24 protein-coding genes are annotated in these 25203 nt (G+C 57.8%); 12 read left to right on the top strand and 12 right to left on the bottom strand.

Annotated elements, in window-relative coordinates:
• Positions 1-43 precede the first annotated feature (43 nt).
• From ABIZ35_RS15620 to ABIZ35_RS15610, 3 genes are all read right to left on the bottom strand, one after another.
• The gene (locus ABIZ35_RS15620; protein ID WP_348220847.1) at positions 44-466 is read right to left on the bottom strand and encodes a hypothetical protein; all 423 of its coding nucleotides are present in this window, start codon (positions 464-466) and stop codon (positions 44-46) included.
• Positions 467-655: 189 nt separating this feature from the next.
• Positions 656-1975, bottom strand: coding sequence for a redoxin domain-containing protein (locus ABIZ35_RS15615; RefSeq protein WP_348220846.1), 1320 nt, complete (start codon positions 1973-1975; stop codon positions 656-658).
• Positions 1976-2117: 142 nt separating this feature from the next.
• The gene (locus ABIZ35_RS15610) at positions 2118-3452 is read right to left on the bottom strand and encodes a substrate-binding domain-containing protein (RefSeq protein ID WP_348220845.1); all 1335 of its coding nucleotides are present in this window, start codon (positions 3450-3452) and stop codon (positions 2118-2120) included.
• A gap of 296 nt (positions 3453-3748) precedes the next feature.
• On the opposite strand from ABIZ35_RS15610, the gene ABIZ35_RS15605 reads away from it, so the two are divergent.
• From ABIZ35_RS15605 to ABIZ35_RS15590, 4 genes are all read left to right on the top strand, one after another.
• On the top strand, positions 3749-4546 hold the full coding sequence (locus ABIZ35_RS15605) for a DUF1559 domain-containing protein (protein WP_348220844.1): 798 nt from the start codon (positions 3749-3751) through the stop codon (positions 4544-4546).
• Between the two features lie 92 nt (positions 4547-4638).
• The gene (locus ABIZ35_RS15600) at positions 4639-5877 is read left to right on the top strand and encodes a glycoside hydrolase family 71/99-like protein (protein ID WP_348220843.1); all 1239 of its coding nucleotides are present in this window, start codon (positions 4639-4641) and stop codon (positions 5875-5877) included.
• Positions 5878-6014: 137 nt separating this feature from the next.
• Positions 6015-6989 (top strand): hypothetical protein, encoded by a 975-nt coding sequence (locus tag ABIZ35_RS15595; RefSeq protein WP_348220842.1) that lies wholly within the window; start codon positions 6015-6017, stop codon positions 6987-6989.
• 159 nt (positions 6990-7148) lie between these two features.
• A complete protein-coding gene (locus tag ABIZ35_RS15590) occupies positions 7149-8285 on the top strand; it encodes an aldose epimerase family protein (RefSeq protein WP_348220841.1) in 1137 nt (378 codons plus the stop codon).
• Between the two features lie 43 nt (positions 8286-8328).
• Here ABIZ35_RS15590 and ABIZ35_RS15585 read toward each other — a convergent pair whose 3' ends face one another.
• The 3 genes from ABIZ35_RS15585 to ABIZ35_RS15575 are packed head-to-tail and all read right to left on the bottom strand — an operon-like array spanning position 8329 to position 10906.
• Complete coding sequence (locus tag ABIZ35_RS15585; protein ID WP_348220840.1) at positions 8329-9867, bottom strand: glycoside hydrolase; 1539 nt, start codon at positions 9865-9867, stop codon at positions 8329-8331.
• Positions 9868-10086 (bottom strand): hypothetical protein, encoded by a 219-nt coding sequence (locus ABIZ35_RS15580; RefSeq protein WP_348220839.1) that lies wholly within the window; start codon positions 10084-10086, stop codon positions 9868-9870.
• Between the two features lie 22 nt (positions 10087-10108).
• Positions 10109-10906 (bottom strand): DUF1559 domain-containing protein, encoded by a 798-nt coding sequence (locus ABIZ35_RS15575; RefSeq protein WP_348220838.1) that lies wholly within the window; start codon positions 10904-10906, stop codon positions 10109-10111.
• Between the two features lie 217 nt (positions 10907-11123).
• On the opposite strand from ABIZ35_RS15575, the gene ABIZ35_RS15570 reads away from it, so the two are divergent.
• The 7 genes from ABIZ35_RS15570 to ABIZ35_RS15540 all read left to right on the top strand — a co-directional run bounded on the left by ABIZ35_RS15570 (position 11124) and on the right by ABIZ35_RS15540 (position 17800).
• Positions 11124-12167: a LacI family DNA-binding transcriptional regulator gene (locus tag ABIZ35_RS15570; protein WP_348220837.1), complete on the top strand. Its 1044-nt coding sequence runs from the start codon at positions 11124-11126 to the stop codon at positions 12165-12167.
• A 135-nt stretch (positions 12168-12302) separates the two neighbouring features.
• Positions 12303-12884, top strand: coding sequence for a hypothetical protein (locus ABIZ35_RS15565; protein WP_348220836.1), 582 nt, complete (start codon positions 12303-12305; stop codon positions 12882-12884).
• A 445-nt stretch (positions 12885-13329) separates the two neighbouring features.
• Positions 13330-13827, top strand: coding sequence for a GNAT family N-acetyltransferase (locus ABIZ35_RS15560; RefSeq protein WP_348220835.1), 498 nt, complete (start codon positions 13330-13332; stop codon positions 13825-13827).
• A gap of 103 nt (positions 13828-13930) precedes the next feature.
• A complete protein-coding gene (locus ABIZ35_RS15555) occupies positions 13931-14254 on the top strand; it encodes a metalloregulator ArsR/SmtB family transcription factor (RefSeq protein ID WP_348220834.1) in 324 nt (107 codons plus the stop codon).
• Positions 14251-14658: an SRPBCC domain-containing protein gene (locus ABIZ35_RS15550; protein WP_348220833.1), complete on the top strand. Its 408-nt coding sequence runs from the start codon at positions 14251-14253 to the stop codon at positions 14656-14658. Before ABIZ35_RS15555 ends, ABIZ35_RS15550 begins: the two co-directional genes overlap by 4 nt.
• 393 nt (positions 14659-15051) lie before the next feature.
• Entirely contained in the window at positions 15052-15417 is a 366-nt protein-coding gene (locus ABIZ35_RS15545) for an SRPBCC domain-containing protein (RefSeq protein ID WP_348220863.1), read from the top strand.
• A 112-nt stretch (positions 15418-15529) separates the two neighbouring features.
• The gene (locus ABIZ35_RS15540) at positions 15530-17800 is read left to right on the top strand and encodes an excinuclease ABC subunit UvrA (RefSeq protein WP_348220832.1); all 2271 of its coding nucleotides are present in this window, start codon (positions 15530-15532) and stop codon (positions 17798-17800) included.
• A 92-nt stretch (positions 17801-17892) separates the two neighbouring features.
• On the opposite strand, the gene ABIZ35_RS15535 is transcribed toward ABIZ35_RS15540, so the two are convergent.
• From ABIZ35_RS15535 to ABIZ35_RS15510, 6 genes are all read right to left on the bottom strand, one after another.
• Entirely contained in the window at positions 17893-18267 is a 375-nt protein-coding gene (locus ABIZ35_RS15535) for a hypothetical protein (RefSeq protein WP_348220831.1), read from the bottom strand.
• Positions 18268-18320: 53 nt separating this feature from the next.
• On the bottom strand, positions 18321-18989 hold the full coding sequence (gene radC / locus ABIZ35_RS15530) for a DNA repair protein RadC (RefSeq protein WP_348220862.1): 669 nt from the start codon (positions 18987-18989) through the stop codon (positions 18321-18323).
• A gap of 412 nt (positions 18990-19401) precedes the next feature.
• Positions 19402-20316 carry a hypothetical protein gene (locus ABIZ35_RS15525; protein ID WP_348220830.1) on the bottom strand — a complete coding sequence of 305 codons (915 nt, stop codon included), beginning with the start codon at positions 20314-20316 and terminating at the stop codon, positions 19402-19404.
• 299 nt (positions 20317-20615) lie between these two features.
• Entirely contained in the window at positions 20616-22247 is a 1632-nt protein-coding gene (locus ABIZ35_RS15520; protein ID WP_348220829.1) for an ammonium transporter, read from the bottom strand.
• Positions 22248-22326: 79 nt separating this feature from the next.
• Positions 22327-23526, bottom strand: a complete 1200-nt coding sequence (locus ABIZ35_RS15515; protein ID WP_348220828.1) for an outer membrane beta-barrel protein — start codon at positions 23524-23526, stop codon at positions 22327-22329.
• A 422-nt stretch (positions 23527-23948) separates the two neighbouring features.
• Positions 23949-24530 (bottom strand): response regulator, encoded by a 582-nt coding sequence (locus ABIZ35_RS15510; RefSeq protein WP_348220827.1) that lies wholly within the window; start codon positions 24528-24530, stop codon positions 23949-23951.
• Between the two features lie 504 nt (positions 24531-25034).
• Here ABIZ35_RS15510 and ABIZ35_RS15505 point away from each other — a divergent pair.
• Positions 25035-25203: prepilin-type N-terminal cleavage/methylation domain-containing protein (locus ABIZ35_RS15505; RefSeq protein WP_348220861.1), on the top strand; the 169-nt coding region annotated here is incomplete at its 3' end.

Below are 25203 nucleotides of genomic sequence, written 5' to 3'. Positions count from 1 at the left end.
AAAACGTTGGAGAGGGGCGCTTTTTTAATCGGTAAGCCAAAGCTTAGTGCTTCTTCGCCGCCTCGGCCTTTGCGGCCTGGACTGCTGCCCAGCGAGCCTTACGGTCCGCCGCAAGGCGGGCGGCGTTGCGGTTCTGATAGTTGTGCAGCGCATCATCATGCTTCAGCCGGGCCGCGTTTCGGTTCTGGGTGTTATGCAGTTCGTCATCATGCTTTAGCCGTGCGGCATTACGGTTCTGCGTGTTGTGCAGCTCGTCGTCATGCTTCAAGCGAGCGGCATTACGGTTTTGTGTGTTGTGCAGTTCGTCATCGTGCTTCAGCCGCGCCGCATTTCGGTTCTGGGTGTTATGCAGCGCATCGTCCCGCTTCAAGCGATCGCTGTTGGCATCGGCGTGTGCGGAAATCATCGGCGCGGCGAGCGCGAAACTGGCCAGCGCCAGCGCCACCATTTTGTTTTGATTGTTCATTACGTAACTCCTTCGTTCCCTTGAGGAATAAACCTTGATCCCGCTTGGATCTGCTGGTAAGGCGACAAGATCACCGCAAAAGTTCCCCTTCGCTTTTTTCGAGCGTTGCATGGCGCGCCAAGCGGCCCCCTCGGATCAAAACCTGAGGGGGCCGCTTGTCTGTGTATGATGGACTTGGGGACGTATTGACTACGAGCCCGCGAGGGCCTTATCGATCGCATTGGAGAGCTTCTTTTCCCCCTCCGCGCCGTCGTAACCTACAAAACCCACTGCGACCTTGCCGTCCTTGCCAATGACAAACTGTGTGGGAATGCCGGAGACTTTATAAAGCCCGGAGGCGATATTCTTGGCGCCGCGTCCCGCCGGATCGAAGTAGAACTTCATCGTCCAGTTTTTGCGCTGCTTGACCCAGGGAGTGAACGCCGACTTATCGTCCCACGAGCAGACAGGCAGGAACACGACATTCTTACCCTTGTACTTCTTGGCGAGCTTGTCCGTGGCGGGCAGGGACGCCTGGCAGGGGCCGCACCATGTCGACCAAAAGTCAAGTACGACCACTTTGCCTGAGAAGTCGGCCAAGTGGGCAGTTTTGCCCGTCACGTCCTGAACCGCGAAGTCAGGCGCCACGGCTCCGGCCGGGAGAATGGGCTGCTCCTGCGTTTCCGTCTGAGCGGGAGGCGTAAAAAGCTTAGCCGTTGTGGGTATCGTGTATTGAAATGTCGACTCGGGAAGCGGCGCGCTTTCCGTCTTGAAATCGCTGAAATCGATCTGGATCCCCGTTTCCTTGCCGCTGTTTTTGGCGAGGATCGCATAACGCACAGGCAGATTGGTCTTGCGGTCGGTGTAGAGATGGAATGTCGCCGACATCGCGCCGGTGATCGCTTGTGTGATGTGGTTGACCGCGACGCCGTTCAGTTGGCCGGGATAGGAACGGATCTGAACCGCAGTTTTTGCGTTCGGGGGCAGCTCCATGAGAAATGGATGCTTCTGGGTCAGCATCTGCGTGACCATGGGAAAACTCATCCCCACCATGGATGGAAGCACGGACATCGACGCCTGTACCGTAGTCATCAGCGTCAGTTCGAGGGTATCTCCCTTGTCGGTCTTTCGGTACTGATCGCTGACGGCGTCATAGACATAACCGCCGTCGGCCGTCGAAACCACCTTGCCGGTTTCTTTTCCATTCACTATGATGCTGCCCGCAAATTGTCCCGGTCGCTGCCAGGCGACGGTGGCTGTGGTCGGCGCCGGCGCCTCTGCGCCCAGCCCGATGAAACTGGTCTTACTGGAGAATGTGATCGCCTTCGCGGCCTTCAGCTTCGCTTCCGTCAATTTGATCAGCGCCTTGCCTTGCGTGGCGGACGCCGAAGCGGATGCGCTGACTTTCGGCGTGGAAGCCGCGAAAGCGGCGGACTGCGCTGAGGCGGCCCCGAGTGAAACAACGGACATCTGAAGGGCGGCCATCAGGAGGCCGCGCCGAGCGTTGATAGGTTGGGACGAATGAGCCATGATATGCCTCCGGTATTGAACATGTGAACAGCTGATTTATTGTGACATATGGGTAGACACGAAAAGCCCGCTCAGGTTGCGCCTGAGCGGGCTTTTGCGAAAAATATTACAGTATGTGTTTGGTAATTCGGTTTGCTGCGCCTTATTTCGTCCCGAGAGACGTCGAAGCGCGCGGGATCAGATGCGAGCGCAGGCGGACGGACTGGCCGTTTTTGTCGCCTTGCAGGGCGCGCAGCAGGAGACGTCCGGCTTCTTCGCCCATAGCTTCGATGGGTGGGCGCACGGTCGTCAGGCCGCGCGCGCAGGAGCGCGGATCGTCGTCGAAGCCGACCAGGCCGAAGTCCCGTCCGGGCGCCCAGCCCTGCTCTTCGGCGGCGTCCATAATTTGGAAACCAGTGTCGTCGTTGGGAGCAATAATTCCGCAGGGCTGCGCGCTCCGAAGCGGCCCCCACTCCTTCACGAAAAACTCAGTTGCGATTTCGTACATGCGCGAAGGCGCACTGGGCCGATCGTACGTCTCCAGGGGCGTCTCCGGGGAGTACAGGCGGAGGGTGTCTTCCGGCAGTCCGGCGTGGCGGATCGCGGCGCGCGCCCCCGCAATACGGTCCGTGATCCAGGCGTCCGCGAATGGAACCATGAAAACCAGCTTTTGATATCCCTGGCGCAGGAGATGCTGCGCGGCTTGATAGCCCGCGAAGCTGTTGTCGTAGAACACTTGCGCCAGCGGCGGCTGGACTTCGTGCCAGGAGATGTAGACTAAGGGGACATTTTCGATGTCGACGGCGCGCACGATCTCATCGGAGACGTTCGTGGCGTCGCAGAAGCCCACCACCGCAATGGCGTCGGCGCCGTCGGCGCGCACGGCGGCGATGCCGTTATGGATCGAGGCGGCGTAGTCTTCCGGCAGCCCCTGAGGGCACGTTTCCTGGTTCTCGCCGCGCCAATGGTAATAACGGGTCGCGCCGCCCGCCTCGGAAAACACCTGCTCCAGTGAACGGATCGCCAGGCACGACCAGAAGATCTCGATATCGCTGTAGCTCATCGTGTCGATGCGCGACGCAGTCACGATCCCAAGCGTCATGGAGACGGGTTTCCCAGAGAGTGACGCGGACTCCGAGAAGGCCTCGGATGTGCGTCCGGCGCGCTTTTCGGGGATGATGGCTGCGGGAGGAGGCGCATAAGCTCCATTGCCCCCTGCCGTTCCATTGGCGTCCCCGGCGCTGGGATGCGAAACGAACGTACCGCGCCGGTCGTAGGTTACAAGAACGCCATCCGCCGTCAGCTTGGCGATAGCCTGCTGCGCCGTGGACAGCGCCACGCCGTACTCGCGCGCCAGATTATGGCGGTTGGCGAGCATCGCCCCCGGCGCCAGCCGGCCGTCCTTCACTTTGCTGCGAATGTCTTCCTCGATCCGCTGGTACGCGGGAACACGCCCTTGGGGAGCTTTTTTATTCGAGGCCGCCAGTGGGTTCGCCATAATATAATACTCGAGTTCTCAAATAATCAATACAACTGTATCTGTGAATTGAGTATAACACGGGACGCCCTCATTGTCAACGACATCGAACGCAAATTGTGAATTCCCATCGAACAAAATTCCTCGTTCAAACTAAGAATAAAATTATTGCAAATACACTATTGACACGCAGAGCAAGCCATGGTATATTGATATCAGCAATATCGATACAGCAGTATCTATCCAGTGCGATGTATTCTCAGTCACAGTCGCCATCGATGTTCGAACCCACCGTCGCTCCGAGTAGGAAAGGTCTTATGCACATGAAACGAACGGGATTTACATTAATTGAACTGCTAGTAGTGATCGCAATCATTGCAATCCTTGCCGCGATCCTCTTCCCCGTTTTCGCCAAGGCGCGCGAAAAGGCCCGCCAGATCACCTGCGCCTCCAACGAGAAGCAGATCGGCCTGGCGACCATGCAGTATATTCAGGATTACGACGAGAAATTCCCAATGCTGCATTACAATGATGGGGCAGGACAGGAAGTGCGATGGTATCAGGCCGTTAGCCCGTATATCAAAAACGGCCAGGTCTACTCCTTCAACGGATACTACAGCGGCGCCGGCGGCGTGTGGCGCTGCCCGACCGCCACTGCCGATCAGCCTGGAACCTACGGCGCCCACTATGACCTGTTCCATGACGGCGCACCGTACGGAACTCCAACAACCGTGGCGATTTCCGTGATTGACGCCCCCTCGGACACAGTGATGGTCTGTGAAAAAGGCATGAATACCGGCAACGCCAGCTGGCCGCAGTTCCAGACCTGGGAAGGCATGTGGACCAACGGCGGCGGCACAGCCGCCAACAACTACACATATTCCGACCATCTCGACGCCCTGCCCGACCATGATCGCGATCTGACGCCCGATATGGCGAACAATCCGCCGTGGGATACCTGGAATCAATCGCCGATGATGCCGCGTTATCGGCACACCGAGATGAGCAATTTCCTGTTCGCCGACGGACATGTCAAAGCCATGCGCAAAGGCTCCATCAACTGGTATAAGAATATCTACGTGAAAGACGCCTATCAGTTCGGCGGGATCAATTAATCCACGTCAATTCGCAGAGATCACTTTTTGCAGCCGCGCTTTCACCGAAGGCGCGGCTGTTCGCTACATTCAAGAAATGGAATCGACAGTCAATGGGAGCGGGATTTCTCAAACGAACCGGCGCCGGCTTTGTGCTCGGCGCCGCACTGTGGGCATGCATTGGCGCCACTGCCGCTGCGGCGCCTTCTCGCGCGAAAGCAGAGGCTCAGCCGCTGATTTTGGCGCACTACATGCCATGGTATCAAAGCAAGGCTTTCAGCGGATCGTGGGGATGGCACTGGACCATGAACCACTTCAACCCGGACCGCGCGGGGGGACGCACGGAAGCCGCCTCCCAGTTTCGACCACTGGTCGGCTTATACGATTCGAACGACCCGGACCTCCTGGAATGTCAGGTCCTCTTGATGAAAGCGGCGGGCATTGACGGCGCCATTATCGACTGGTACGGACGAGATGATTATTACGATTACGCCGCAAATAACCGCAATTCTTTGAAGTTCGCCTCGGTTTTGAAGCGCGCCGGCATGAAATACACGCTCTGCTACGAATCTCAGACCGTGCCGAACGAGATCAAGGGCGGCAAGATCCGCGCGGAAGACGCCGTCCGGCATGGGCAGGATCTGATGCGGTGGACCCAGGCAAACTTTTTTTCGTCTTCGTCTTACGTCAAGCAGGGCGTCCGGCCGGTGTTTCTTACGTTCGGCGATCCCTATTACAACGACGCCCAGTGGAGCGAGATCTTGTCGGTGCTGGCGGTGAAGCCGCTGTACGTTACTGAAAACGACCGCCGCTTGCCGTCGGCGTCCGAGGGCGGGTTCGACTGGCCCGCGCCGGGCGGCGGGACCGATGGAGCGCGGAAGGAGATGGATAGTTTCTACACGCGCGCGGCTGGCTGGCCCGTCTCCATTCCCGCCGCCTATCCCCGGTTTGACGATATCTATCACGAAGCCGGCGTCGGTAACTCCTATGGTCATATCGAAGACCGAAGCGGCAAGACGTATGCTGACACCCTGGAGCGGGCGCTGAAGAGCTCGGCGTCCATAGTGCAGCTGGTCACCTGGAACGACTGGGGCGAAGGCACGCAAATCGAACCATCCGTCGAGTTCGGGTATCGGGACCTGGAGACCACGCAGCGTCTGCGCCGCAAGTATTTCAAATCCTCGTTCGCCTACATCGCGCAGGACCTGCGTCTCCCGGTGCGCTGGTATCTGCTGCGCAAGCGCTATCGCAGCGATCCGAAGGTCTATCCCAAACTCAGCGCCTTTTTCTTGCTGATGGCGTCGGGACACACGGTCCAGGCCGGGAAACTTCTGGCGCGCTACAAACTTTAGCGATCCGATCCCAAAATAGGCTTGTCTTCATCATCGCTTCATGCCGCCGCTGTAAAGTGTAGTCAACAGCAAACACGGGCGCTCCCAATATCCGCGTTTAGCCCAAGACACAATCTTTGCAGTGAAAGGCCGAAGCCATGAAAATGCTTCCATTAATGGCGTCCCTTGTGACCGCCGCCCTGGCAGTCGCCGCCGCGCCGGCGGCGCACGCCGCCGCTACTCTCGACATTTACGCCAGTCGCGCGCCGGTGGCCGCCGCTCAAGTGGCGGAGAAGTACGGCGTGAACATTGAGCTGCGCGGGGAGTTCCGCCGCCGAGTGACATTCCATGTCGGGGACGCCGATAGCCCGGGCGCGCGGCTCGATGCCGTCAATACGCTGGCGAACGCGCTCAACGCCGATTTCGTCAAAATGTATGTCGTGACGAAGTCTGACGGCGATGCTCCAGTCCAGGCGCTCGTGGATGCGACAGCGCGCGTCCCCTTTACCCAGACATCGCTCTCAGCAGCAGAAGCCGTCGCCCGGATTGCGGACGCCGATTATGCGCTGGCGCGGATCGACGGCGCGCTGGACGGATCGGTGACGCTATCGGCTTCAAAACTGACAGTCGCAAAGGCCATGAGTGAGATCGCCGCTCAGACACACACGAACTGGAAGACTGTGTATATTCTGACGCCGCGCGGCGCTCAGTCGGCCGCACCGCGTCCGGCGCCCCCATTCTGCAAATGGCGAAGATCATCTACGACGACCCGGCCCGCGATGCCCGTCAGGCCCTCGCAAGAGAGAACGCACGCAAGCAGGCCGAGCAGCAGCGGCAGCAGGCCCTTGCCGCACAGAAGCAAGCCTCTGCCCAGCAGACCGCCAGCAATCCAGTCGCAAACGGCGCAACGACAAACGGAAATACGCCCGCTGGATATGGAGCTAATCCACAGCAGTATCCCTACAACGCTTCGAATTCCTATCCCAGCGCCTACAATGCGGGCAGCGGCACGATCGTTTTCGGCGCCGCGAACACGAACGGTCCGATTTATATTGGGCCTGGCCGATAGCCGCAACAGAAATAGATTGGGTGAGAAATCACTGTCTCAAGCGAAAGTGACCGATGCTGCATAAAGATGTCTTGCCGTAGAATCGACAAAACCTTTGGATTTGTGTACAATAGATCGCAAGGATCGCTCACCAAGCATCTTTGATCGGCTTTGCGGATCAGGGCCGGTGAAACGTTTGGGGAGACATAACGCGCAGCCGCGTATCAGGAGACATCGCTCAACCATGAAGACAGTCGCACAATCGTTCTACAGCCTCGCTCTTGTCGCCGCGCTCGCCGGCGGCGCCTACGCCGCCAGTGACACTATCACGCAAAAGTCTTTCGGAACGGCCCCCGGCGGTAAGGCGGCCACTCTTTACACTCTCACGAACAAGCACGGCGTCCAGGTGCAGATCACCAACTACGGCGGAATTGTGACATCCGTTAAGACACCTGACCGGTTAGGTAAATTCAGCGACATTGCTCTCGGCTTCAGTAATGTCGACGGCTATGTGAAGAATTCTGGGCCGTACTTCGGCGCTCTGGTCGGCCGCTACGCGAACCGCATCGCCAAAGGGCGCTTCACGCTGGACGGCAAGACTTACCAGCTCGCGGTGAACAACGGCGTGAACCATCTGCACGGCGGCAAGGTCGGCTTTGACAAAAAGATCTGGGCCGCGAAGCCGATCCACCGCGCCGGCGGCGTTGGTCTTGCTCTCACGTATGTCAGCAAAGATGGCGAGGAGAACTTTCCGGGTACGCTGACCACGAAAGTCGTCTATACGCTCACCAATGACGACGCGCTGAAAATCGATTACACAGCGACGACCAACAAGACCACGATCGTCAATTTGACAAATCACTCCTACTGGAACCTCAACGGTGAGGGCAACGGAGATATCCTCGGTCAGACCATGATGATCAACGCCAATCGGTACTTGCCGATTGACAAGACATCCATCCCGCTTGGCTCGCCCGCCCCCGTTGCCGGCACTCCGTTCGACTTCCGCCGTCCCACCCGGATCGGCTCGCGGATCGATGCGAACAACCAGCAGATCAAAAACGGCGCTGGTTACGATCACAACTACGTCCTGAACCAGCCCGGTCACCAGATGATCCTGGCGGCGCGCGCCTACTCGCCGCAATCGGGCCGTGTCCTGTCGGTCTTCACGAACCAACCGGGCATTCAGCTCTACACCGGCAACTTCCTGGACGGCACGTTCAGCGGCAAAGCCGGCAAGCTGTACAAGCACCGCAACGGCTTCGCTCTGGAAACCCAGCACTACCCGGATGCTCCCAACCGTCCGAGCTACCCGACCACGAAACTGAAGCCCGGTCAAGTATATCGCTACACGACGATCTTCAAATTCTCCGCTCGTTAAATGAATACGCCCTCCGGTCCCAGTGGGACCGGAGGGCGTATTCTCAATAGATATTATTCACAACAAAAGTCTGCACGGTATTTGTAGGAAACCACGATCGGAACTTCTTGCCGTTCAATATCGTGTCGGCGTGAGGCGTATACATATCCCCGCCGCCCGTCTGCGTCATCCACCGATCCACTTTCCCGCCGGTATTTCCATTCACCACGCGATATTTGGACAGATCGTAATTGATCCATTGGGCCGTCTTGTAGTTCGTCGTCACCAGTACGAGGCGGTGATTAGCGGCGTCGTACGCCGCGACGGTATTGTCTTCGCCGCCGTCAATGAGGGTCATACCGGGCCGAATGTGGCGCGTGTACTGCGCGAGCACATAATATTTCGGATTGGCGAATCCGACCCAATTGTCGCCCGGTTTGGAATTGATCAGTCCCCAGCCTCCGCCGTCAAACGGCTGCCAGTAACACCAGAGGACAGGATGCATCTTGCGCATATCTAGCGTCAGATTGCTTGCCATCGACATGCCAGTAGCGTCGTTTTCGCCGTACTCTGAGTTCCAAAGCTCCTTACGGCTGTTTTTCGCCAATCGGTAAAGACCGGCTCTGTCACCGCCCCCGCCTTGATATCCATGGGTATTGATTTGCTCGACGCTTGATTTTGACGACGCCGTCAATTCATTCCATGACTTAATTGCGCGATCGACCGTGTTCTCATCCGAAGCCGCGATGGGCATGGAGTTCAAGCCTCGTTTGTCCATTTCAGCGCGCAAATAGCCGATCACGGCGTTCTGCGTGGACATATCGAAGTGACATCCCTCTTGACGTCCCGGATATTTCCACCATCCGTCGCTGGATTCGTTGAACGGCTCCACGGAGGTAAAGCTAACGCCCCAATTGTCTTTGGAATATTTGGCGACCGTCGCCATGTAGATGGCGAACTGCTGGTAGTTCCACGACTGAAGGTTATCGCCCGTCCCGCTGTTGCTTCCCGTCGTGCTGGAGTTGTAGCACATCCACCAGGGCGGCGAATTGGAGAACAGCTCGAAGACATTTGCGCCCCGATCGCGCGCCTTCCACATCATCGCGCGCTGATTGGCGTCGGCGGTCCAGTCCCAGCTGCTCGATGTCGGATCTGAGCTGGACCAGTCCAGCCAGTATGTGGGGATCATCTTGAACGGCGGCAGGGTTGAGGGATTATTAGGTAAGGAGACGCCGCCGTTGATCGGCTGCGTCCCCGTACCTCCCACATTGTAGCGAACGACATTGAAGCCTAAGCCCGGCAGCGACTGCGTGCCTTGATTGCTGGTGAACGAAACGGTGTTCAGCGTGTAAAGCATGTCCGCCATGTCGTCACGGCTTCCGAACTGGTTCGCCCACCAGGCCAGAGAACTGCCCCACCCTCGCCAGGTTCCCCACGATGTCGCGGGGTTCACCGTCGTTGTATCATCGGCGTGCGCGGGAACAGTAATTGTCATAGCCGCTAGCAGCGCCGCCGCCAGGCCCATCATTTGTACGCATCGAAGCATCTGCGTCTCCATTGCCGCCAGCGGTCGGGCCATCAACGCGTATGTCGATGGCCTCATCTAACCGCCGGGCGCAGCGGTTCCAGGAGCAGCGGGCGCGCCGGGCGGTTTATTGTAGCTTGCGGAGTTTTTATCCATCCAAGGCGGTACGCCGGGCGTATAGCTGCCGGCCGGCGGCTGCGGCGGGCTCACGGCTTTCCAGCCAATATACCCGACAAAGCCAATAACCATGACAATCGCTCCAATGACGAACAGCGGATTAATTTCTTTTTTCGCCATTTGTTTCTCCTTACTCATATTTCTAATCCTGCTTGGTTGTCCACATGCCGTAGTAAGGCGCATCGGCCGAGTTTTTGGGCGACTGCGGACACTTCTGCATCCATCCGGGATAGGTAGGATCGGTGGCGAGCTTTTCGCTCCCCTGCTGCGCGATGGTCTGCTCGTATCGCAGCCACTTCACATGTCCATCGCAGAACGCATAGTTCGAGCCGCCGCTGTGCCCCGTGGCCGCCGCAGGACCGCCGTTCTGACCATTTAAGTATTCGCCGGAACTGCACCAGTTGTCCTGCGCCCAGTCAACTTTGACGAAATGGTAAGCATTCCAGCGCTCGGACAGCACGATGGTCGTCGCCGGGGAAGTAATGCCGGCGAGCTTGGTGTTGGATGCGCTCCAATCGCCGCCCCAGTCGCCCCAGCCGAGCGTGATGCTGTAAGATGTGATCTGCGGCGCCTGGCCGGCAATAGGGTTATAAAAAGCGTCTAAGTCGGTCGCGCCCCGGCTGTACGTGTCGTCCGGGCAGGCGAAGACGCCGACACTCTTCACATACGGCATGATCTGCGAGCACCATGTCGCATCCGGATGCTTATCGTTGCCGAAAGCGTACGGATTAGTTTCATCATTGTCCTGATTGTATTGCATAATGCCCAGGCCAAGCTGCTTCAGATTAGAAGCGCAACTCGTCTGTCGGGCTTTCTCGCGGACCTTGGCGAAGACCGGGAACAGAATGGAAGCAAGTATTGCGATAATGGCAATGACTACGAGAAGCTCAATTAGTGTAAAGCCGCTGTTGCCTTTGCGAGGCGTGTGTTCGATGATCATGATGATATCTCCTTTGAAATCGCAGTACAGACAAGATCAAGTACTTGAGCAATGACCAATGGTATCATAGCATTCTTATCCTGTCAAGTACTTGAGCACAACTTTTTCTTAAATATTTTTGACGGATTTCAGCAGGATCGGACTTGACACCGACACGAACGTTTGTTAGAATGGAAGAAAGGTCAAATAGTTGAGCAAGACGCCAATGCAAAAAAGAATGTATAAATCTTCTGGTCGGCCCACCCTGAGCGACATCGCGATTCAGGCTGGGGTCTCTGTCAGCACGGCGTCGCTCGTGCTCAGCGACAAGGCCAAACAGCGGCGGCTTTCCGACGACGTGGTGGCCCGTGTCCGCAAGGTGGCGGCGGATCTCGATTACTCCCCAAACTTGCTCGTGCAATCGCTGCAGCAGGGCCGTACACATACCCTGACGTTCTTCAATGGATTTCGCACGCGCAGCCCCGACGATCTTTATATGGATCGCCTGACGACGGCGATCGAGCAGGCAGGCGGACGTCTTGGCTACGATATTCTGATCTACTGTGTTTTTGAGCGATCCGTGGAAGATACATATCGGCATTTGAACGGCGGTCGCTGCGACGGGGTTTTGCTGTTCGCCGCCGAGCCCGACGACCCACTCCTGCCCTATCTGCGCAATTCGCGGCTGCCGGTAGTGCTGGTGAACTGCACCGATACGAGCAATGCGCTTTCCTATGTCAAGGAAGATCATCTCAGCGGCCTCACTCAAGTCGCGGATCAACTCGTGGCGCTGGGACATCGCAGGATCGCGGCTCTCGGCAACACGCCGCGCGGCAACCGCGACGCCGATCTGCGCATCGGCCTGCTTAGACATTTGCTCGCCGAGCGCGGCGTTCCCATCCCAGACCGCTGGGTCATCCATAGCGACGACAACAAATACGAGGACGCCGAGCAGGCCCTGCGCTTCTTAATGGCCGAGCCGGCGCCGCCAACTGCCCTCTTCTGCTGGCACGATCGTTTGGGATATCAGGTTCTCGAACATTGTGAGCGCATGGGGATCGTCGTCCCCGATCAATTGTCGCTGATCAGTTACGATGGCTTGCGCTGGCCGGCGCAGGCGCGACACGTTCTTTCGTCCGTGGAAGTGGACATCACGGGATTAGCGGATGCGGCGGTTACGCTACTTCATAGGCAGATCAATGGGGTGATTTCCCCTCCAGTCGGCCAGGAACTCCCGGTCCGGATCACTCCCGCCGGAACAACGCTGGCGCGCGTCGACTGAGCCTGCGCTCTTCTTGATCTTGCCCCCCGCTTCCCGGCGAAATCGCGGACGATAGCGAACCGGCGCGGATTTCGGGTAAAATCGTGCGGTAAAACGTCCAGCGCGACAACAAGATTTCCAGGAGAGTGCATTAGTATGCCGGTCACGAATAGATTTTATGGGGGGACATCCACGGGAGCCGGGAAGATCGTCTCCGACTTCGGTCTCTGCGACATCAAGGGCGGTTACATCTACACCGCCAAGCTGCGCCCCAAGGGCCTGCTGGCTGTCGTTTTCTTCTCCCCCGAAACCGCAGCGTCCGTGAACGTGCTGAAGACCGTTCAAAGCTGGACCGGCGAAATTGAGGCGAGCAAATGGTCGGCCCTGGGTGTCGCCACCGGCGACCGCGAGGCGATCAAGCAGTTTGCCGACGCCAACGGCATCGACAAAGTCTCGCTGCTGGTGGACTACGATTTCTACCAGACGCGCAGCTGGGGCATCTCGCACATCCCGAGCCTTTATATCATTTCAGGGAAGACCGGCCGGATCCTGGACCGCATCGTCGGCGACAGCCCCGCAGAGCTCCAGGCCGCCAAGGAAGTGCTGAGCAGAGAAGTCTCGACGATCCTCGCGGCTGAGGAAGCCGCGCGCAAGGCGGACGAAGAGAAGAAGGCGGCCGAAGCCGCCGCGAAGGCCGCGGAAGCCGCCGCAAAACCGGCGGAGCCCGCGAAAGAGTAATTAGAATAATTTAATCAACTGGAATAAGACAAAAAAGAGCCGCCGGACAAGCCCTAGCGCCGGCGGCCTCCACCACATCGAGGATGGAAAGATAAGGAGATCACATCAAGTAAGACGTTGTGTCATTCCAAATTGTTCCGACCATTTGTTCGAATATTGTTTCTTTCTAAAAAAATCTACCATTACTGTTAACAAGCTCAATGCGCCTCGGTATAATGTTCATCATAAGTTTTGCTAGCAGTTAACCAGTAAATGATGTTCAACGATCCGCTGACTGGACAACCCGAGGCCTGCAACATCGTCAGCATCATTCAATCTCACAAGCTCCAAAATCGCCAGCCGCTCCGCACCATAATCCCTCGCTTTCCATTGGCCCCACGCGCGCATCCGCGTGGGGCCTGTTGCCGATCTCCCGTCATGTATAATAGGATAGGAGAACGAAATTATGCTTTTTCGAAAAGCTGTGGAACAGGACCTAGGCCAAGTCATGGCGATTGTCGCTGAGACGGTCAAGGAAATGCGCGTTTACGGCAACCTCCAATGGGATGCGCATTATCCCAATCCCGAGCGCTTCCAGCGAGATATTTCAAATGCTGCTCTCTATGTGGTCGAAATGGATGGATCTGCTGCAGCGTTCGTGACTGCCGACGAAGAGCAGCCGGAGGAATACGCCGGTCTCCCATGGAGCCGCGCCACGCCCCCGATGGTCGTCCACCGCCTCGCCGTCAGCAGCAAGCGTCGCGGCGCCGGCCTCGCCTCTTTCCTAGAGCAAAGCGTCTGCGATCTCGCGCGCGCCTCAGGCCACGACCACCTCCGCGTCGATACCTACTCCACCAACAAACCCATGCAGGCGTTCTTAACACGCCGAGGCTACACCTATGTCGGCGAAATGTCTTTCCGCGGCAAAGAACTGCCGTTCTATTGCTACGAGAAGATGCTTTGAGAAATATTCTTGACAATTCATAACCATTTGGTTATAATTAATTCATGCTAACCACTTACTTTCACAGAACTCGAAACGAAGTATGCATAGGCGAGGATCTGCAATGCACGCCGAACCGACAGCCGTTCTGAAAGCCTTGTCTGACCCCACCCGGCGCGCCATTTTCGAGCGCTTGAGCAGAGATGGGGAATTGACGGTGCATGCCCTCACGGATCCGTCCGGCGTATCGCAGCCCGCCGTTTCAAAGCACCTCAGCGCGCTCAAACTCGCCGGACTGGTGCGAGGCCGGCGGGACGGACGTGAGACGTATTACAGCGCCGAGCCGAAAGCGCTGGCGCCGCTGGTTGATTGGATGAGTGTTTATTCGACCTTCTGGCATAACCGATTTGACAGTTTAGAAACCCTACTGGAGAGGATGGATCCATGATGCAAACTAACGATACCCGGTCCGTAATTGTCGAGCGAGAGATGCCGCATTCTCTCGAAAAAGTCTGGCGGGCACTCACGCAGGGCCAGCTCATGGAAGAATGGCTGATGAAGAACGACTTCCAGCCGGTCGTGGGGCACAAGTTCAGTCTTAGCGCGGACTGGGGCTCTGTCGACTGCCAGGTCGTGACAGTTGAGCCAAAGACAACACTCTCCTACACGTGGGCGGCGTATGGCCTGGAAAGTATCGTCCGGTGGACGCTCACCCCCACAAGCACGGGAACGCATCTGCGCATGGAGCAGTCGGGATTCCGGCCGGATCAGGAGCAGGCCTACCAGGGCGCCCAGTACGGCTGGGGGCAGTTCTTTGCAAATCTGGAGCAGGTATTGACGCGAATCGACTGACGCCGGCGCATGAGAAGCCCAGTTCCCACAGCTAAAGCAGTGGTCTAGTCAGGGGTAAGCCAGCTGAAGCAGGCTGTCAGATTAGGACCTGAGACGATAAGCGTTCGCAGCAATCCGAAATCCGGCAGTCCGCTTTAGCGGACTTACCCCTGACTAGACCACTGCTTTAGCTGTGGGACTGTGGGACGGGATTTGTCACAAAATTAGCCGCGTCCTAGAACCCCTATTGAAGAGGATGATCCCGAAATGAAGCGAACTCTGATTACTCTCGCCGCCGCCGGCTACGCTTTGGCCGCGATTCCGTCTGGCTCTCTGGCGGCGGCGCCGAAGCCGGCCGCCAAAACGGCAGTCAAGCAAAAAAATGGCGCGAAAACGCTGACTGTTGAGAAGGAAATGGCGCAGCCTGTCGATAATGTCTGGCAGGCGCTCACGCAAAGCCCATTGATTGAAAAGTGGCTGACCAAGAACGACTTCAAGCCGGTTGTGGGGCACAAGTTCCACTTCCGGGCCGACTGGGGCGTTGTGGACGGTCAAGTCCTGGCAGTCAAACCGAACAAAACGCTCTCGTATACGTGGGCGGCCTATGGTCTCAAGACTGTCGTCACCTGGACTCTCACTCCGACGAAGACTGGGACACATGTGCGTATGCAGCAGTCGGGATTTCCATCGAATCAGCCGCAGTACTACCAGGGCGCCCAGGGTGGCTGGCGGCAGTACTTTGCTAAACTAGAAAAGGTTGTCGCTAAGGACTTACTCTAAAATAACCGCTTCGATTTATACTGCCTGTTCCATCTCAGGAGGAGACAAAGTTGAAGCGGTTGTTTTTGAATAGGTCCTAAGCTCGATTAGCACGAAGAAACAGGACCAGCCGATGACCTATCCCGATTACGGTTCGATCACTATCCGTGGAGCCCGAGAGAACAATCTTAAAAACATTTCACTCGATATTCCCAAGCGTCGAATCACTGTGTTTACCGGGGTGTCAGGCTCAGGGAAGTCTTCCCTGGTTTTCAGCACCATCGCGGCGGAAAGCCAGCGGCTGATCAACGAAACCTATCCGGCCTTCGTGCAGCAATTCATGCCCCACTATGGCCAGCCGGACGCCGATCTGCTGGAAAACATCTCGGCGGCCATCATCGTGGACCAGCAAAGGCTGGGCGGCAATCCGCGCTCGACCGTGGCGACGGTGACCGACACTGCGCAGATGCTCCGTGTGCTTTTTTCCAGGCTGGGCGAGCCGCGTCTGCCTGCGCCGGGCTACTATTCCTACAACGACCCTCGCGGCATGTGCCCGGACTGCGAAGGCATCGGTCAGGTGTCGGCGATGGATATGGCCGCCGTCGTGGACGAGAGCAAATCGCTCAGCCAGGGGGCGCTGCTCTGCAAGGGATTTGAGGTCGATAGCTGGTGGTGCGCCCCTTATTTCCGCTCCGGAATGTTCGATGTCGACAAGCCAATCCGCGACTTTTCGCCTGAGGAACGCGCCAACCTCTTCGATCTCGATGACGGGCGCAAGGTCAAGGTCGACAAGATCAACCTGACCTATGAGGGCGTTATCCCCAAACTCAAGCGCTCGCTGGGCAGCAAGGACCCGGAGACGATGCAGCCACATGTCCGGGCCGAATATGACCGGGTCTTCACCCGCAAAATCTGCCCCGCCTGCAATGGCGCTCGGCTCAAGGCGGAGGCGCTGGCAAGCCGAATCTCCGGCAAAAATATCGCCGAACTTTCGTCCATGCAGGTAAGTGATCTCGCCGCGCTGGTGCGCGCCATTGAATCGCCTCAGGTAGGGCCGATGCTGGCGGCCTTGGCTTCGCGGCTGGAAAACCTCGACACAATTGGGCTGGGCTATCTCAGCCTGGACCGGGAAAGCTCAAGCCTGTCGGGTGGGGAGAGCCAGAGGGTCAAGATGGTGCGCCACCTCGGTTCCTCGCTGACCGATATGACCTATGTCTTCGATGAGCCCTCGGTGGGGCTGCATCCCCACGATGTGGGACGGCTGGCCGGCTTAATGAAGCAGCTGCGCGACAAGGGCAACACGGTCCTGATCGTCGAGCATAAGCCGGACATGATGGCCATTGCCGACCATGTGGTGGACATGGGGCCTTTTGCCGGCGGCAAGGGCGGCGAAGTGGTTTACGAAGGCGATTTCGCGGGGCTTTTGACATCGGGGACGCTGACCGGCAACCATATTAAAAAGCATCAGCCAATCAAGGACAAGGTACGTAAACCCACTGGCGAACTCAAGATCGCGCACGCTAAGCTCAACAATCTCAAGGATGTATCGATCACCATTCCCATGGGGGTGCTGACGGCCGTTTCGGGCGTCGCCGGCTCAGGGAAATCATCGCTCATTCAGGGCTGCCTGCCTCTGGCCTATCCGGAAACCATCATCATCGATCAGAACCTGTCGCGCGGCTCACGCCGATCCAACACGGCGACCTATACCGGCATTCTCGACAATGTGCGCAAGGCCTTCGCCAAGGCCAACGGGGTCGAAGCGGCGCTGTTCTCCGCCAATTCCAAGGGGGCGTGCGCGGACTGCAATGGCCTTGGCGTCATCTACACTGACCTCGCCCATCTTGACCCCATGGTCACCATCTGTGAGACTTGCGAGGGCAAGCGCTTCCTGCCCGAAGTGCTGGAGCACCGGCTGCGCGGTAAATCGATTAGCGACGTTTATGAGATGAGCGTTGCGGACGCGGTTGATTTTTTCACCGAGCCGGCCATCGCCAAGATCCTGCGGGGGCTCGACGACGTGGGGCTAGGGTATCTGACCCTGGGGCAGCCGCTCTCCACCCTGTCCGGCGGCGAACGCCAGCGGCTCAAGCTCGCCGCCGAACTGGGCAAAAAAGGTCATATCTATGTGCTCGATGAACCCACAACAGGACTACACATGAACGATGTGGACACCCTGATCGGGCTGTTCGATCGACTTGTCGACACCGGGTCCTCAGTCATCGTCATCGAGCACAATCTGGACGTGATTTCCCGCGCGGACTGGGTCATCGATCTGGGGCCTGGCGCCGGGCACGACGGCGGCGCCGTACAGTTCGAGGGCGCGCCGGCCGATCTCGCCACAAGCGATACCCTGACCGGACGATACTTGTCCAAACGAGCGGCTGCCCCTATGGTCTCGTAAAAAGATCCGCGCATAGGAAGCTAAACGCAAACAGGCCCGATCTACGAGCGTAGACCGGGCCTGTTTGATCACCGATTGAAACTGTCGTCAGCTTATCCGGACGGCACAAGAATGAATTTCACATGCTTACTCGCACAAAACGCTTTGAAGTCATTCATATCGGCTTCCGATGAGAGCAGCGGCTCATCCCCAAAGCGAGTGCATCCCGGGCTCCACTTAAGAATAGAATCTGCGTCGAGATTGCCGATGAAATGCTTCAATGTCGTGACCGTTTTAAATCCGACCGCATTGGCAATGACAAAAATGTATTCCACGGGTGTGGTCTCTCCGATGCGCACCAGAGACATTTCGTAGGTTTGCGGGGCTGGCGGGGCTGCGTTTCCGTCTTTCGCGCCAGCTGGCAAAACCGCAAGGAATAACAGCACGAAGAGCATGCAAGAGTTCAGTGTAAACCGCATTGTTTTCATTCAGGCCTCCAAGATTGTTATTGGAATCGTTTCTCCCAAGCATTGAGTACGACCTATATCAATCCCTTCTCCTTCAAGCTCACAAAATTTCCATCACCGACTACGATGTGATCCAGCAGCTCGATGCCCATGATCTCCCCCGCCTCCATCAGGCGCTTCGTGACGGCTACGTCTTCGCGGCTGGGCGTGGGGTCTCCAGACGGATGGTTATGCGCGACGATGATGCTGGCGGCGGAGGCTGTTACCGCGTCTTTGAAGACTTCTCGGGGGTGTACGATCGAGGAGGACAAATCGCCGATGGAGACGGTTTTGATGCCGATGACCCGGTTTTTGGTATCGAGGAGCAGCGATTTGAGTGTCTCTTTTTTGATGTAACGTAGCTCGGGCATGATGAGGTTGGCGACGTCTTGCGGGCCGCCGATCGCGGGGCGGTCATCGTCGGTGAACAGGGCGAGGCGGTGCCCGAATTCGATGGCGGCCTGGATTTCGGCGGCCTTTGCAAGCCCGAGTCCTTTGACGGACGCGAGCTGATCCAGAGTCGCGCTGGCGATCCCTTTGACGTTGCCGAACTCCGCGAGCAGGAACTCTCCCAGAGAAACGGCGCTGCGCTCGGCGTTGCCTGTGCGGATGAGGACGCCGATGAGTTCCGCCGTGGAGAGAGCGTGCGCGCCGTACTTCGCCAATCGCTCGCGAGGACGCTCATCCGTCGGCAGTTCCTTGATGGTTGGACTATAGCGATTGAGCGAAAGCGTGGGAGGATCGGCGGGATCGGATGGCGCGGACGCCTTGCTGCCGGAGACAAGAGTGAGGGGCGGAGCGGAGGATGTCTTGGTCCGATGCTTCGGTGGAGGGGGCATAGCCGCGGGCGGCGCCGTCTCCGGTTCTGGAACGGGAGACCACAGCAGCGGCCGGGCTTGCTTCACGCGGTTCGCGAGATCATGTTCGCTTTCGGACATAGTGATATCGTAGCACAAAACGGTGGGATCCGCGCAAATTCCCTGGCGTCAATATTGGAGAACGAACAGAGAAGCCACGGAAATGCAAGGAAACGGCCCGGCCTCTCCTTTTGGGAGGGCCGGGCCGCGCATCGTCAGGATCCCCGCCATGGCTAGGTTTAGGTATGCGCAATACGCATCAGCGGCCTTCGTTGACCGCGCGGGAGTCTTTCTTCTGCGGCCGCAGCACGATGGGAGCGCCTTGGGGACGCGGCTCCCCCTGAGTTTTCGTGAGATGCAGGTCAGGAACGACGCTGTCTACCTTGCGCAGTTCGGGAATCGGCTGTGTCGGCGCGGCCTTTGCTTCATCCAGGATAAACGGAGCAACCTTAGGAATCGACATCTCGTCGAGAGACACAAGACCAGACGCCGCCGCATCCCGGCCGTAGGTCTCGACTTCGCTGTTCCGCAGAGAAGGCTGCGCCATCGGCATGGAGGGACGCATGACGGGATCGGAAATGACCGGAGGAACGGCGGAAGCTTCCGCCGCATGGGCCGCCCCTGTGTGCGCGCCAAACGGCTGAGGTGCCGGACGAGAAAAGTTGGTTCGCGTCGTGACCATCACGCCGTCTTCCGCCGCAGGCCGCGCGGAGGCGTCCGCTTTATCCGCCACTGCTTCAACCTTGCTCGCGGCCGCTTCCACTTTCTGCGCCAGCTCCAGGATGTGCTGCATCATGACATCCATCGATGCACTCGTGGCAACAGTCATTTCCGTGGAATCGGATGTCGAACGCCGGCGCTTGGCGGGGCGACGGGCGGCGCGTGGAGCGGCCGGCGCGGCGGCGATGATCGCTTCCGGTGGAGCGGCGGCGACTGTCGGCGCAGCAATCGCTTGTGGTTCTACAGGCGCTGCAGCATATGTGACCGGGGGAGCAATGGGAACAGGCGAGGCCTGCAAAGGGGGCGAAACCGCAGGTGCGGATGTATCGGAAGCTGCAGCGTCCAGCGCTCGCTTGCCGGCCTTCAGCGCATCTAAATATGCTCGGAAGAACGGCTTCTTCTTTCCGCCGTTTTCCTTGTTTTCGTCGTAATAGGAACTTCCGCTGATAGGCAATTTCTGGTACCTCCGGGCGTACAGATCTCTCGAAACCTCGAATGGCGAGTCCTAAGCCGTTAGAAGTGATCTCCTAAGGACTTTAGTGACTGCCGGCTGTTCGGAACACCACGCCGTTTCCGAAACAATGGACAAAAGAGAAACTGCAACGTCGCAGAGCAATGAAATTACTATCAAAAGATGCTGAAGTTATTATACTCAAATTTGATGGAAAACATGATGCTGGAGCGAAGATTTATGAAAAGTCGGGCTGAGAGAGGGTCTCAGCCCGTATCAATAGGGAAAATCAGAGAAGAATGTTAATCGATCAATGCGGATTCGCGCACTTCGCTGCGAAGCTGGAACTCCGGATAAGCGTAGGCGCCGAACTCAGGCATATCCAGACCAGACAATTCGTCTTCACGCGGCGAACGGATCCCGCCCGGAGTAAGCGCGTTTTGAACGCGGAAGAAGAGGGTCGAAATCCCAAAGGCCCAGGCCGCGCACACAACAATACTGATGATCTGAGCGACAAGCTGCAGGCCGCCGCCATGTCCGTAGATCAGGCCATAGACGTTACCTGGCACGCCGTTCGCGCCGTCGCCGTAGGTGCCGTCGGCGAATAAACCGACCGCAAGGACGCCCCAGATTCCGTTAATCCCGTGGACCGAGAACGCGCCGACGGGATCGTCGATGCCGTTCTTTTCAATCATGATGACGCCCCAGCAGACCAAGCCGCCGGCGATCGCGCCGATCAGGACCGCGAAACCGGACGTCACATAGGCGCAGGGAGCGGTAATCGCGACCAGGCCGGCAAGCATGCCGTTCGCCGCCATGCCCGGATCGGGCTTTTTGAACATCGCCTTCCAGATCAGGAACGCGGCGAATGCTCCGGCCGCAGACGCCAACATGGTGTTGACGGCGATGATCGCGGCGCGCATGCCGCCGGCGCCCGCCATTCCCAGCGTCGAGCCCGGATTGAATCCAAACCAGCCGAAGGCAAGAATGAACGTTCCAAGCAGAGCCATCGGAATATCGTGTCCGGGCATCGGGTTCGCTTTACCGTTCGTGAATTTTCCGATGCGAGGTCCAAGGACCAGCGCGCCCGCCAGAGCCGTCCAGCCGCCGATGCTATGCACCACGCCCGAACCGGCGAAGTCGACCGCCCCGTGGCCGAGATGGTAAAGGTGACCAAGCTGCGAGAGCCATCCTCCACCCCAAATCTGGTGGCCGTAGATCGGATACAGAACCATGGAAGCGAAGAAGCCATAGATAACGAAGGAATTGAACTTCCATCGTTCCGCCATGGCGCCCGTAGGAATAATCACAGCGGCGCTCATAAATACGACTTCAAAGAGAAACAGCGTGAAAACGCCCACATCGTAGAAGTTGCCGGAAAGGAACGCTCCATGTGTTCCCCAGAGGCCGATATCGCCGATTTTAAATTCAGCGCCGGTCAGCGCCGGTGTTCCTCCAAGCGATCCTACGGCGCCAACACTGCCGAACATGATCGCAAACCCGCAAATCCAGTAGCCGAGTACGCCGATCGGATAGATCATGAGATTCGTCATCATAACGTGCGCGGCGTTCTTTGCGCGGCAGAAACCAGTTTCCACCATTGCAAATCCCGCCTGCATAAACATGACGAGAAAGCCGGTCAGCAGGGTGAAGACGATATTGACGGCGACACGAGTATGTCCGGCGCTATCCGCGAGTGTCGCGATGGTAGGCACATTGACCCGCACCGAATCGACGTCTTCCTGGCTCTTAAACACTGGGCCGTCCGCCGCTGAAGCGTCGACTGCGGTCCCGGTCTTGGTCCCCGAAGGGTCGCCCACACCCTGGGCAAAACTGGAATGAACGGCAACGCTAAAAGTAAGTGAGCAGCAGAGGAAGATGGCGAAGAGGAGTACGCGGCAGGCGGCGCGCAGTCCATTAAAGCGACTAAGCATAAAGTCCCCCTGATGAAAAAATCTCCGCCGGCATCCATCCTTGTTTGCCGGCGGAGATACGATTTGACGAATTGTGCGATTAGAACGTGAAGACGCCGGAGACGCTGAACGTGTCCTGCTCTTTCTTCGATCCAACGCCGTCGCCGTCAAGGAACGTGTTGGCGATGTTCGAGTGATCGTGCCGGAACTCAGCGCGGGTCAGGAAGTTCGCCGCAGCCTTGTACTCGTAGGTGGCCGTGACTTCGTACGGCTTAACTTTCGGAGCGCCCTGGGTCTTGGAATCAAAACCGGAAACGCGCAGCGCAAAGCCCGTCTTTGGCGTCAGGGTCTGCTTGAAGTAGACCGCGTAGCCGTTCTGGGTGGTGTCGTTGTCAGCGCCGTCCGGATTGTACTTCGCATAGAAGTAGTTGAAGCCGACCAGAGAAGAGGATGTGACGTTGTAGGTGAAGTCCGTGTCGCTCAGAAGGGCTTTCGTCGTGACGCCGAAGGGCTTCTCGTTGCCGCCGCCGAGTGTTTCGATCACGACGAACTTGCCGCCTGGATCGGTGTAGTTCACCTGTCCGATGAACGACGGCTCTTTGTTGTCATCCTGAACGCCTGCATCGGGCGTGTCAATGATGGCGCTGACGATATAGCCGGTGAAGGTCAAGCCGTTCTTGGTCGGGGTGTAAGCGCGAACGCCGAAGTGGTAGAACGGCAGCAGACCGAAGACATCGGAGCGCGAGTAGTTATAGTTCGCATTGCTCTCCGTCACCTCATAACCGTACGGCGTGTAGAACTTGCCGAAATCGACGCCGCCGCCGGCGCCCGCAAAGGCATAGGTGCCGTAAAGCTGCTGGACATTCTTCCATCGGCCTTCGCCGGTTCCGCCCACGCCGAGGCCGCCATGGTTGATGTCGGCGGTATCGCCGGCGATCAGCGTGGCCTTGAAGCCCAGTCCGCCCGGCTTCGCGTTCTTGAACACGTTGAGCTCGGCGAGCGCAAGCGCAGGAGTCAGGTGGCGAACGTCATAGACACGTCCCGTGAGCGTCTGCGAATCCTTCGGGTTGTTGAACTGATACTGTAGGTAGCCATCCACCAAGCCGTTGTACTGGATTTCGTAGTTCGGAGCGGCGGGGCCGTCCGGCGCTTGCTCGGGAGCAGGAGCCGTGGTGTCGGGGGAGGCCGGCGGGGCGGTCGGCGGGGTCTGCGCCATGCCTGGCGCGACCGTCATACCGACAGCCAGCAAAACTGCGGCGGCCGTCGAGAACTTCTTCAAATCGATAAGGTTCGTACGCAAGTGCAAATCCTCCTGGGACGTAATGAAATATATTTCGAGCGTCAAACACTCTTGCTATGCAGGGCGCCCACCCGGAATTGCAGCGGGTCACTAATGAGGCCGGGTCATAAGGCCGTGCTATGCGCGGCGCGAGCTCGCCTCAGGGGTGCGACGAAAACGCGGACGTTGCGTTACTACGGCATGGAACGCCTTCCTTGGCGCTCCGCGATAAGGACCACCTCTCGTCACGGAACTGATATCGCGGGTACGGCCGCAGCGGCCGCCGCGCTTACAGTAAGACCTCCTTTCTGGTTGTCTCCCCAACGCCAAACGTTTTTTTGCGTCGAGACGGTGACAATAGTGGTTAACATGATGACCGGCACAGTCGCCGTGTCCCTCGGGCCATCCGTAGCCCCAATGCGATCCATACAGTGTGAAAATCTCTAAACGCCCAACTCGCTTGCCGTAATGATGGCCTTGGCGATTTCATGGGGTGGCTTCTGCAGCATCTGGCTTTTGTTCTGGATCCGGTGGAATGCTTCGCGCTCAGTCAAATTATAGCGTTCCATGAGAATCGCCTTGGCGCGTCCGACAACCTTGCGGGATTCCATCTTCTCTTTGAGAGCTTCGATTTCCTGCTCCAGGCTGTGGCGCTCGCGATAACGCCCAAGCGTAATGGCGATCGCCGGCATCAAGTCCTCCTTGCGGAACGGCTTGCGTACATAGGCGAGCACACCGGCGGAATCGGCCTTACTCACCATGTCTTCCTCGGCGTATCCTGTCAAAAGCATTACGGGAGCAAGATCTTCAGCCCGGATGATCCTCGCCGCCTCCAGTCCATCCATCTGAGGCATCATGACATCTAAAATTGCAAGGTCCGGGCGCAGAGCGCGCACCAAGTCAACGGCCTGACGGCCGTCTTCGGCCTCTCCCAGCACCATGAGCCCTAACTCTTCTAATGTGACTCGCAGGTCCATCCGCGTAATCGGGTCGTCGTCAGCAACAATAACTTTCGCGTGTTCCATAAGGTGGAAGGTCCCAAATCTCCTTGTCTCGATAGCCGGAGAACGACGCTGGGCGTGCGTTCGGGGTGTGGCCTGAGACGACAAAAAAGGTTAGCGTCGCACAGCGGTGTCTCTTCATTGACAGCACTGTCGAGCTAACCTCATTGGCAGAGAAAGGGTAACGCAGTCATTGCGTTGGAAGCGAAACGAAAGAAAGGCAAAACGCTCCATCGTTGGAACGGTTTGTGCGGGGAGAGCCCCCGCCGGTGTAGGGCTAGTATTACATAACTCTATTGGGAAAGTCAAGTAAAAATCAAAGGATCGTCGCGATATTTTGCTTGCCCGCTTACTCCTTTGATAATGCGAACTCCAGCGGCGATCGATTTCGGTCCCAAAGCGATAATCAGGTATTTGTGCAGGGCGCTCCGCTCTAATCCCGACGACCGGTCCGCCCGATATTAAAGTATCGAATAGGAACCGTGCCGCGCAGCATATTTATGCGGGACGGAAACACAAGGAGTGAGTATGAAAGTGTTCCGTAACAAGAAATCCGGCTTTACGCTGGTTGAGATCATGATCGTCGTCCTGATCATCGGCATCCTGCTGGCGGTCGCCATCCCCAGCTTCGTCCAGGCTCGTGAATCGTCCCGCGCCAAGAGCTGCATCGCCAACCTCAAGCAGATCGACAGCGCCA

It is taken from the genome of Capsulimonas sp. (assembly GCF_039929585.1).
Taxonomy (GTDB): domain Bacteria; phylum Armatimonadota; class Armatimonadia; order Armatimonadales; family Capsulimonadaceae; genus Capsulimonas.
This window is presented reverse-complemented; position numbering and strand designations above follow the sequence as displayed.

Coding starts and splice junctions, on each gene's coding strand:
- ABIZ35_RS15590 (WP_348220841.1), top strand. CDS start 7,149: ATGAAGACAGTCGCACAATCGTTCTACAGCCTCGCTCTTGTCGCCGCG.
- ABIZ35_RS15575 (WP_348220838.1), bottom strand. CDS start 10,906: ATGATCATCGAACACACGCCTCGCAAAGGCAACAGCGGCTTTACACTA.
- ABIZ35_RS15580 (WP_348220839.1), bottom strand. CDS start 10,086: ATGGCGAAAAAAGAAATTAATCCGCTGTTCGTCATTGGAGCGATTGTC.
- ABIZ35_RS15615 (WP_348220846.1), bottom strand. CDS start 1,975: ATGGCTCATTCGTCCCAACCTATCAACGCTCGGCGCGGCCTCCTGATG.
- ABIZ35_RS15565 (WP_348220836.1), top strand. CDS start 12,303: ATGCCGGTCACGAATAGATTTTATGGGGGGACATCCACGGGAGCCGGG.
- ABIZ35_RS15535 (WP_348220831.1), bottom strand. CDS start 18,267: ATGAAAACAATGCGGTTTACACTGAACTCTTGCATGCTCTTCGTGCTG.
- ABIZ35_RS15600 (WP_348220843.1), top strand. CDS start 4,639: ATGGGAGCGGGATTTCTCAAACGAACCGGCGCCGGCTTTGTGCTCGGC.
- ABIZ35_RS15520 (WP_348220829.1), bottom strand. CDS start 22,247: ATGCTTAGTCGCTTTAATGGACTGCGCGCCGCCTGCCGCGTACTCCTC.
- ABIZ35_RS15610 (WP_348220845.1), bottom strand. CDS start 3,452: ATGGCGAACCCACTGGCGGCCTCGAATAAAAAAGCTCCCCAAGGGCGT.
- ABIZ35_RS15550 (WP_348220833.1), top strand. CDS start 14,251: ATGATGCAAACTAACGATACCCGGTCCGTAATTGTCGAGCGAGAGATG.
- ABIZ35_RS15620 (WP_348220847.1), bottom strand. CDS start 466: ATGAACAATCAAAACAAAATGGTGGCGCTGGCGCTGGCCAGTTTCGCG.
- ABIZ35_RS15555 (WP_348220834.1), top strand. CDS start 13,931: ATGCACGCCGAACCGACAGCCGTTCTGAAAGCCTTGTCTGACCCCACC.
- ABIZ35_RS15545 (WP_348220863.1), top strand. CDS start 15,052: ATGGCGCAGCCTGTCGATAATGTCTGGCAGGCGCTCACGCAAAGCCCA.
- ABIZ35_RS15560 (WP_348220835.1), top strand. CDS start 13,330: ATGCTTTTTCGAAAAGCTGTGGAACAGGACCTAGGCCAAGTCATGGCG.
- ABIZ35_RS15570 (WP_348220837.1), top strand. CDS start 11,124: ATGTATAAATCTTCTGGTCGGCCCACCCTGAGCGACATCGCGATTCAG.
- ABIZ35_RS15595 (WP_348220842.1), top strand. CDS start 6,015: ATGAAAATGCTTCCATTAATGGCGTCCCTTGTGACCGCCGCCCTGGCA.
- ABIZ35_RS15540 (WP_348220832.1), top strand. CDS start 15,530: ATGACCTATCCCGATTACGGTTCGATCACTATCCGTGGAGCCCGAGAG.
- ABIZ35_RS15510 (WP_348220827.1), bottom strand. CDS start 24,530: ATGGAACACGCGAAAGTTATTGTTGCTGACGACGACCCGATTACGCGG.
- ABIZ35_RS15605 (WP_348220844.1), top strand. CDS start 3,749: ATGCACATGAAACGAACGGGATTTACATTAATTGAACTGCTAGTAGTG.
- ABIZ35_RS15585 (WP_348220840.1), bottom strand. CDS start 9,867: ATGAGGCCATCGACATACGCGTTGATGGCCCGACCGCTGGCGGCAATG.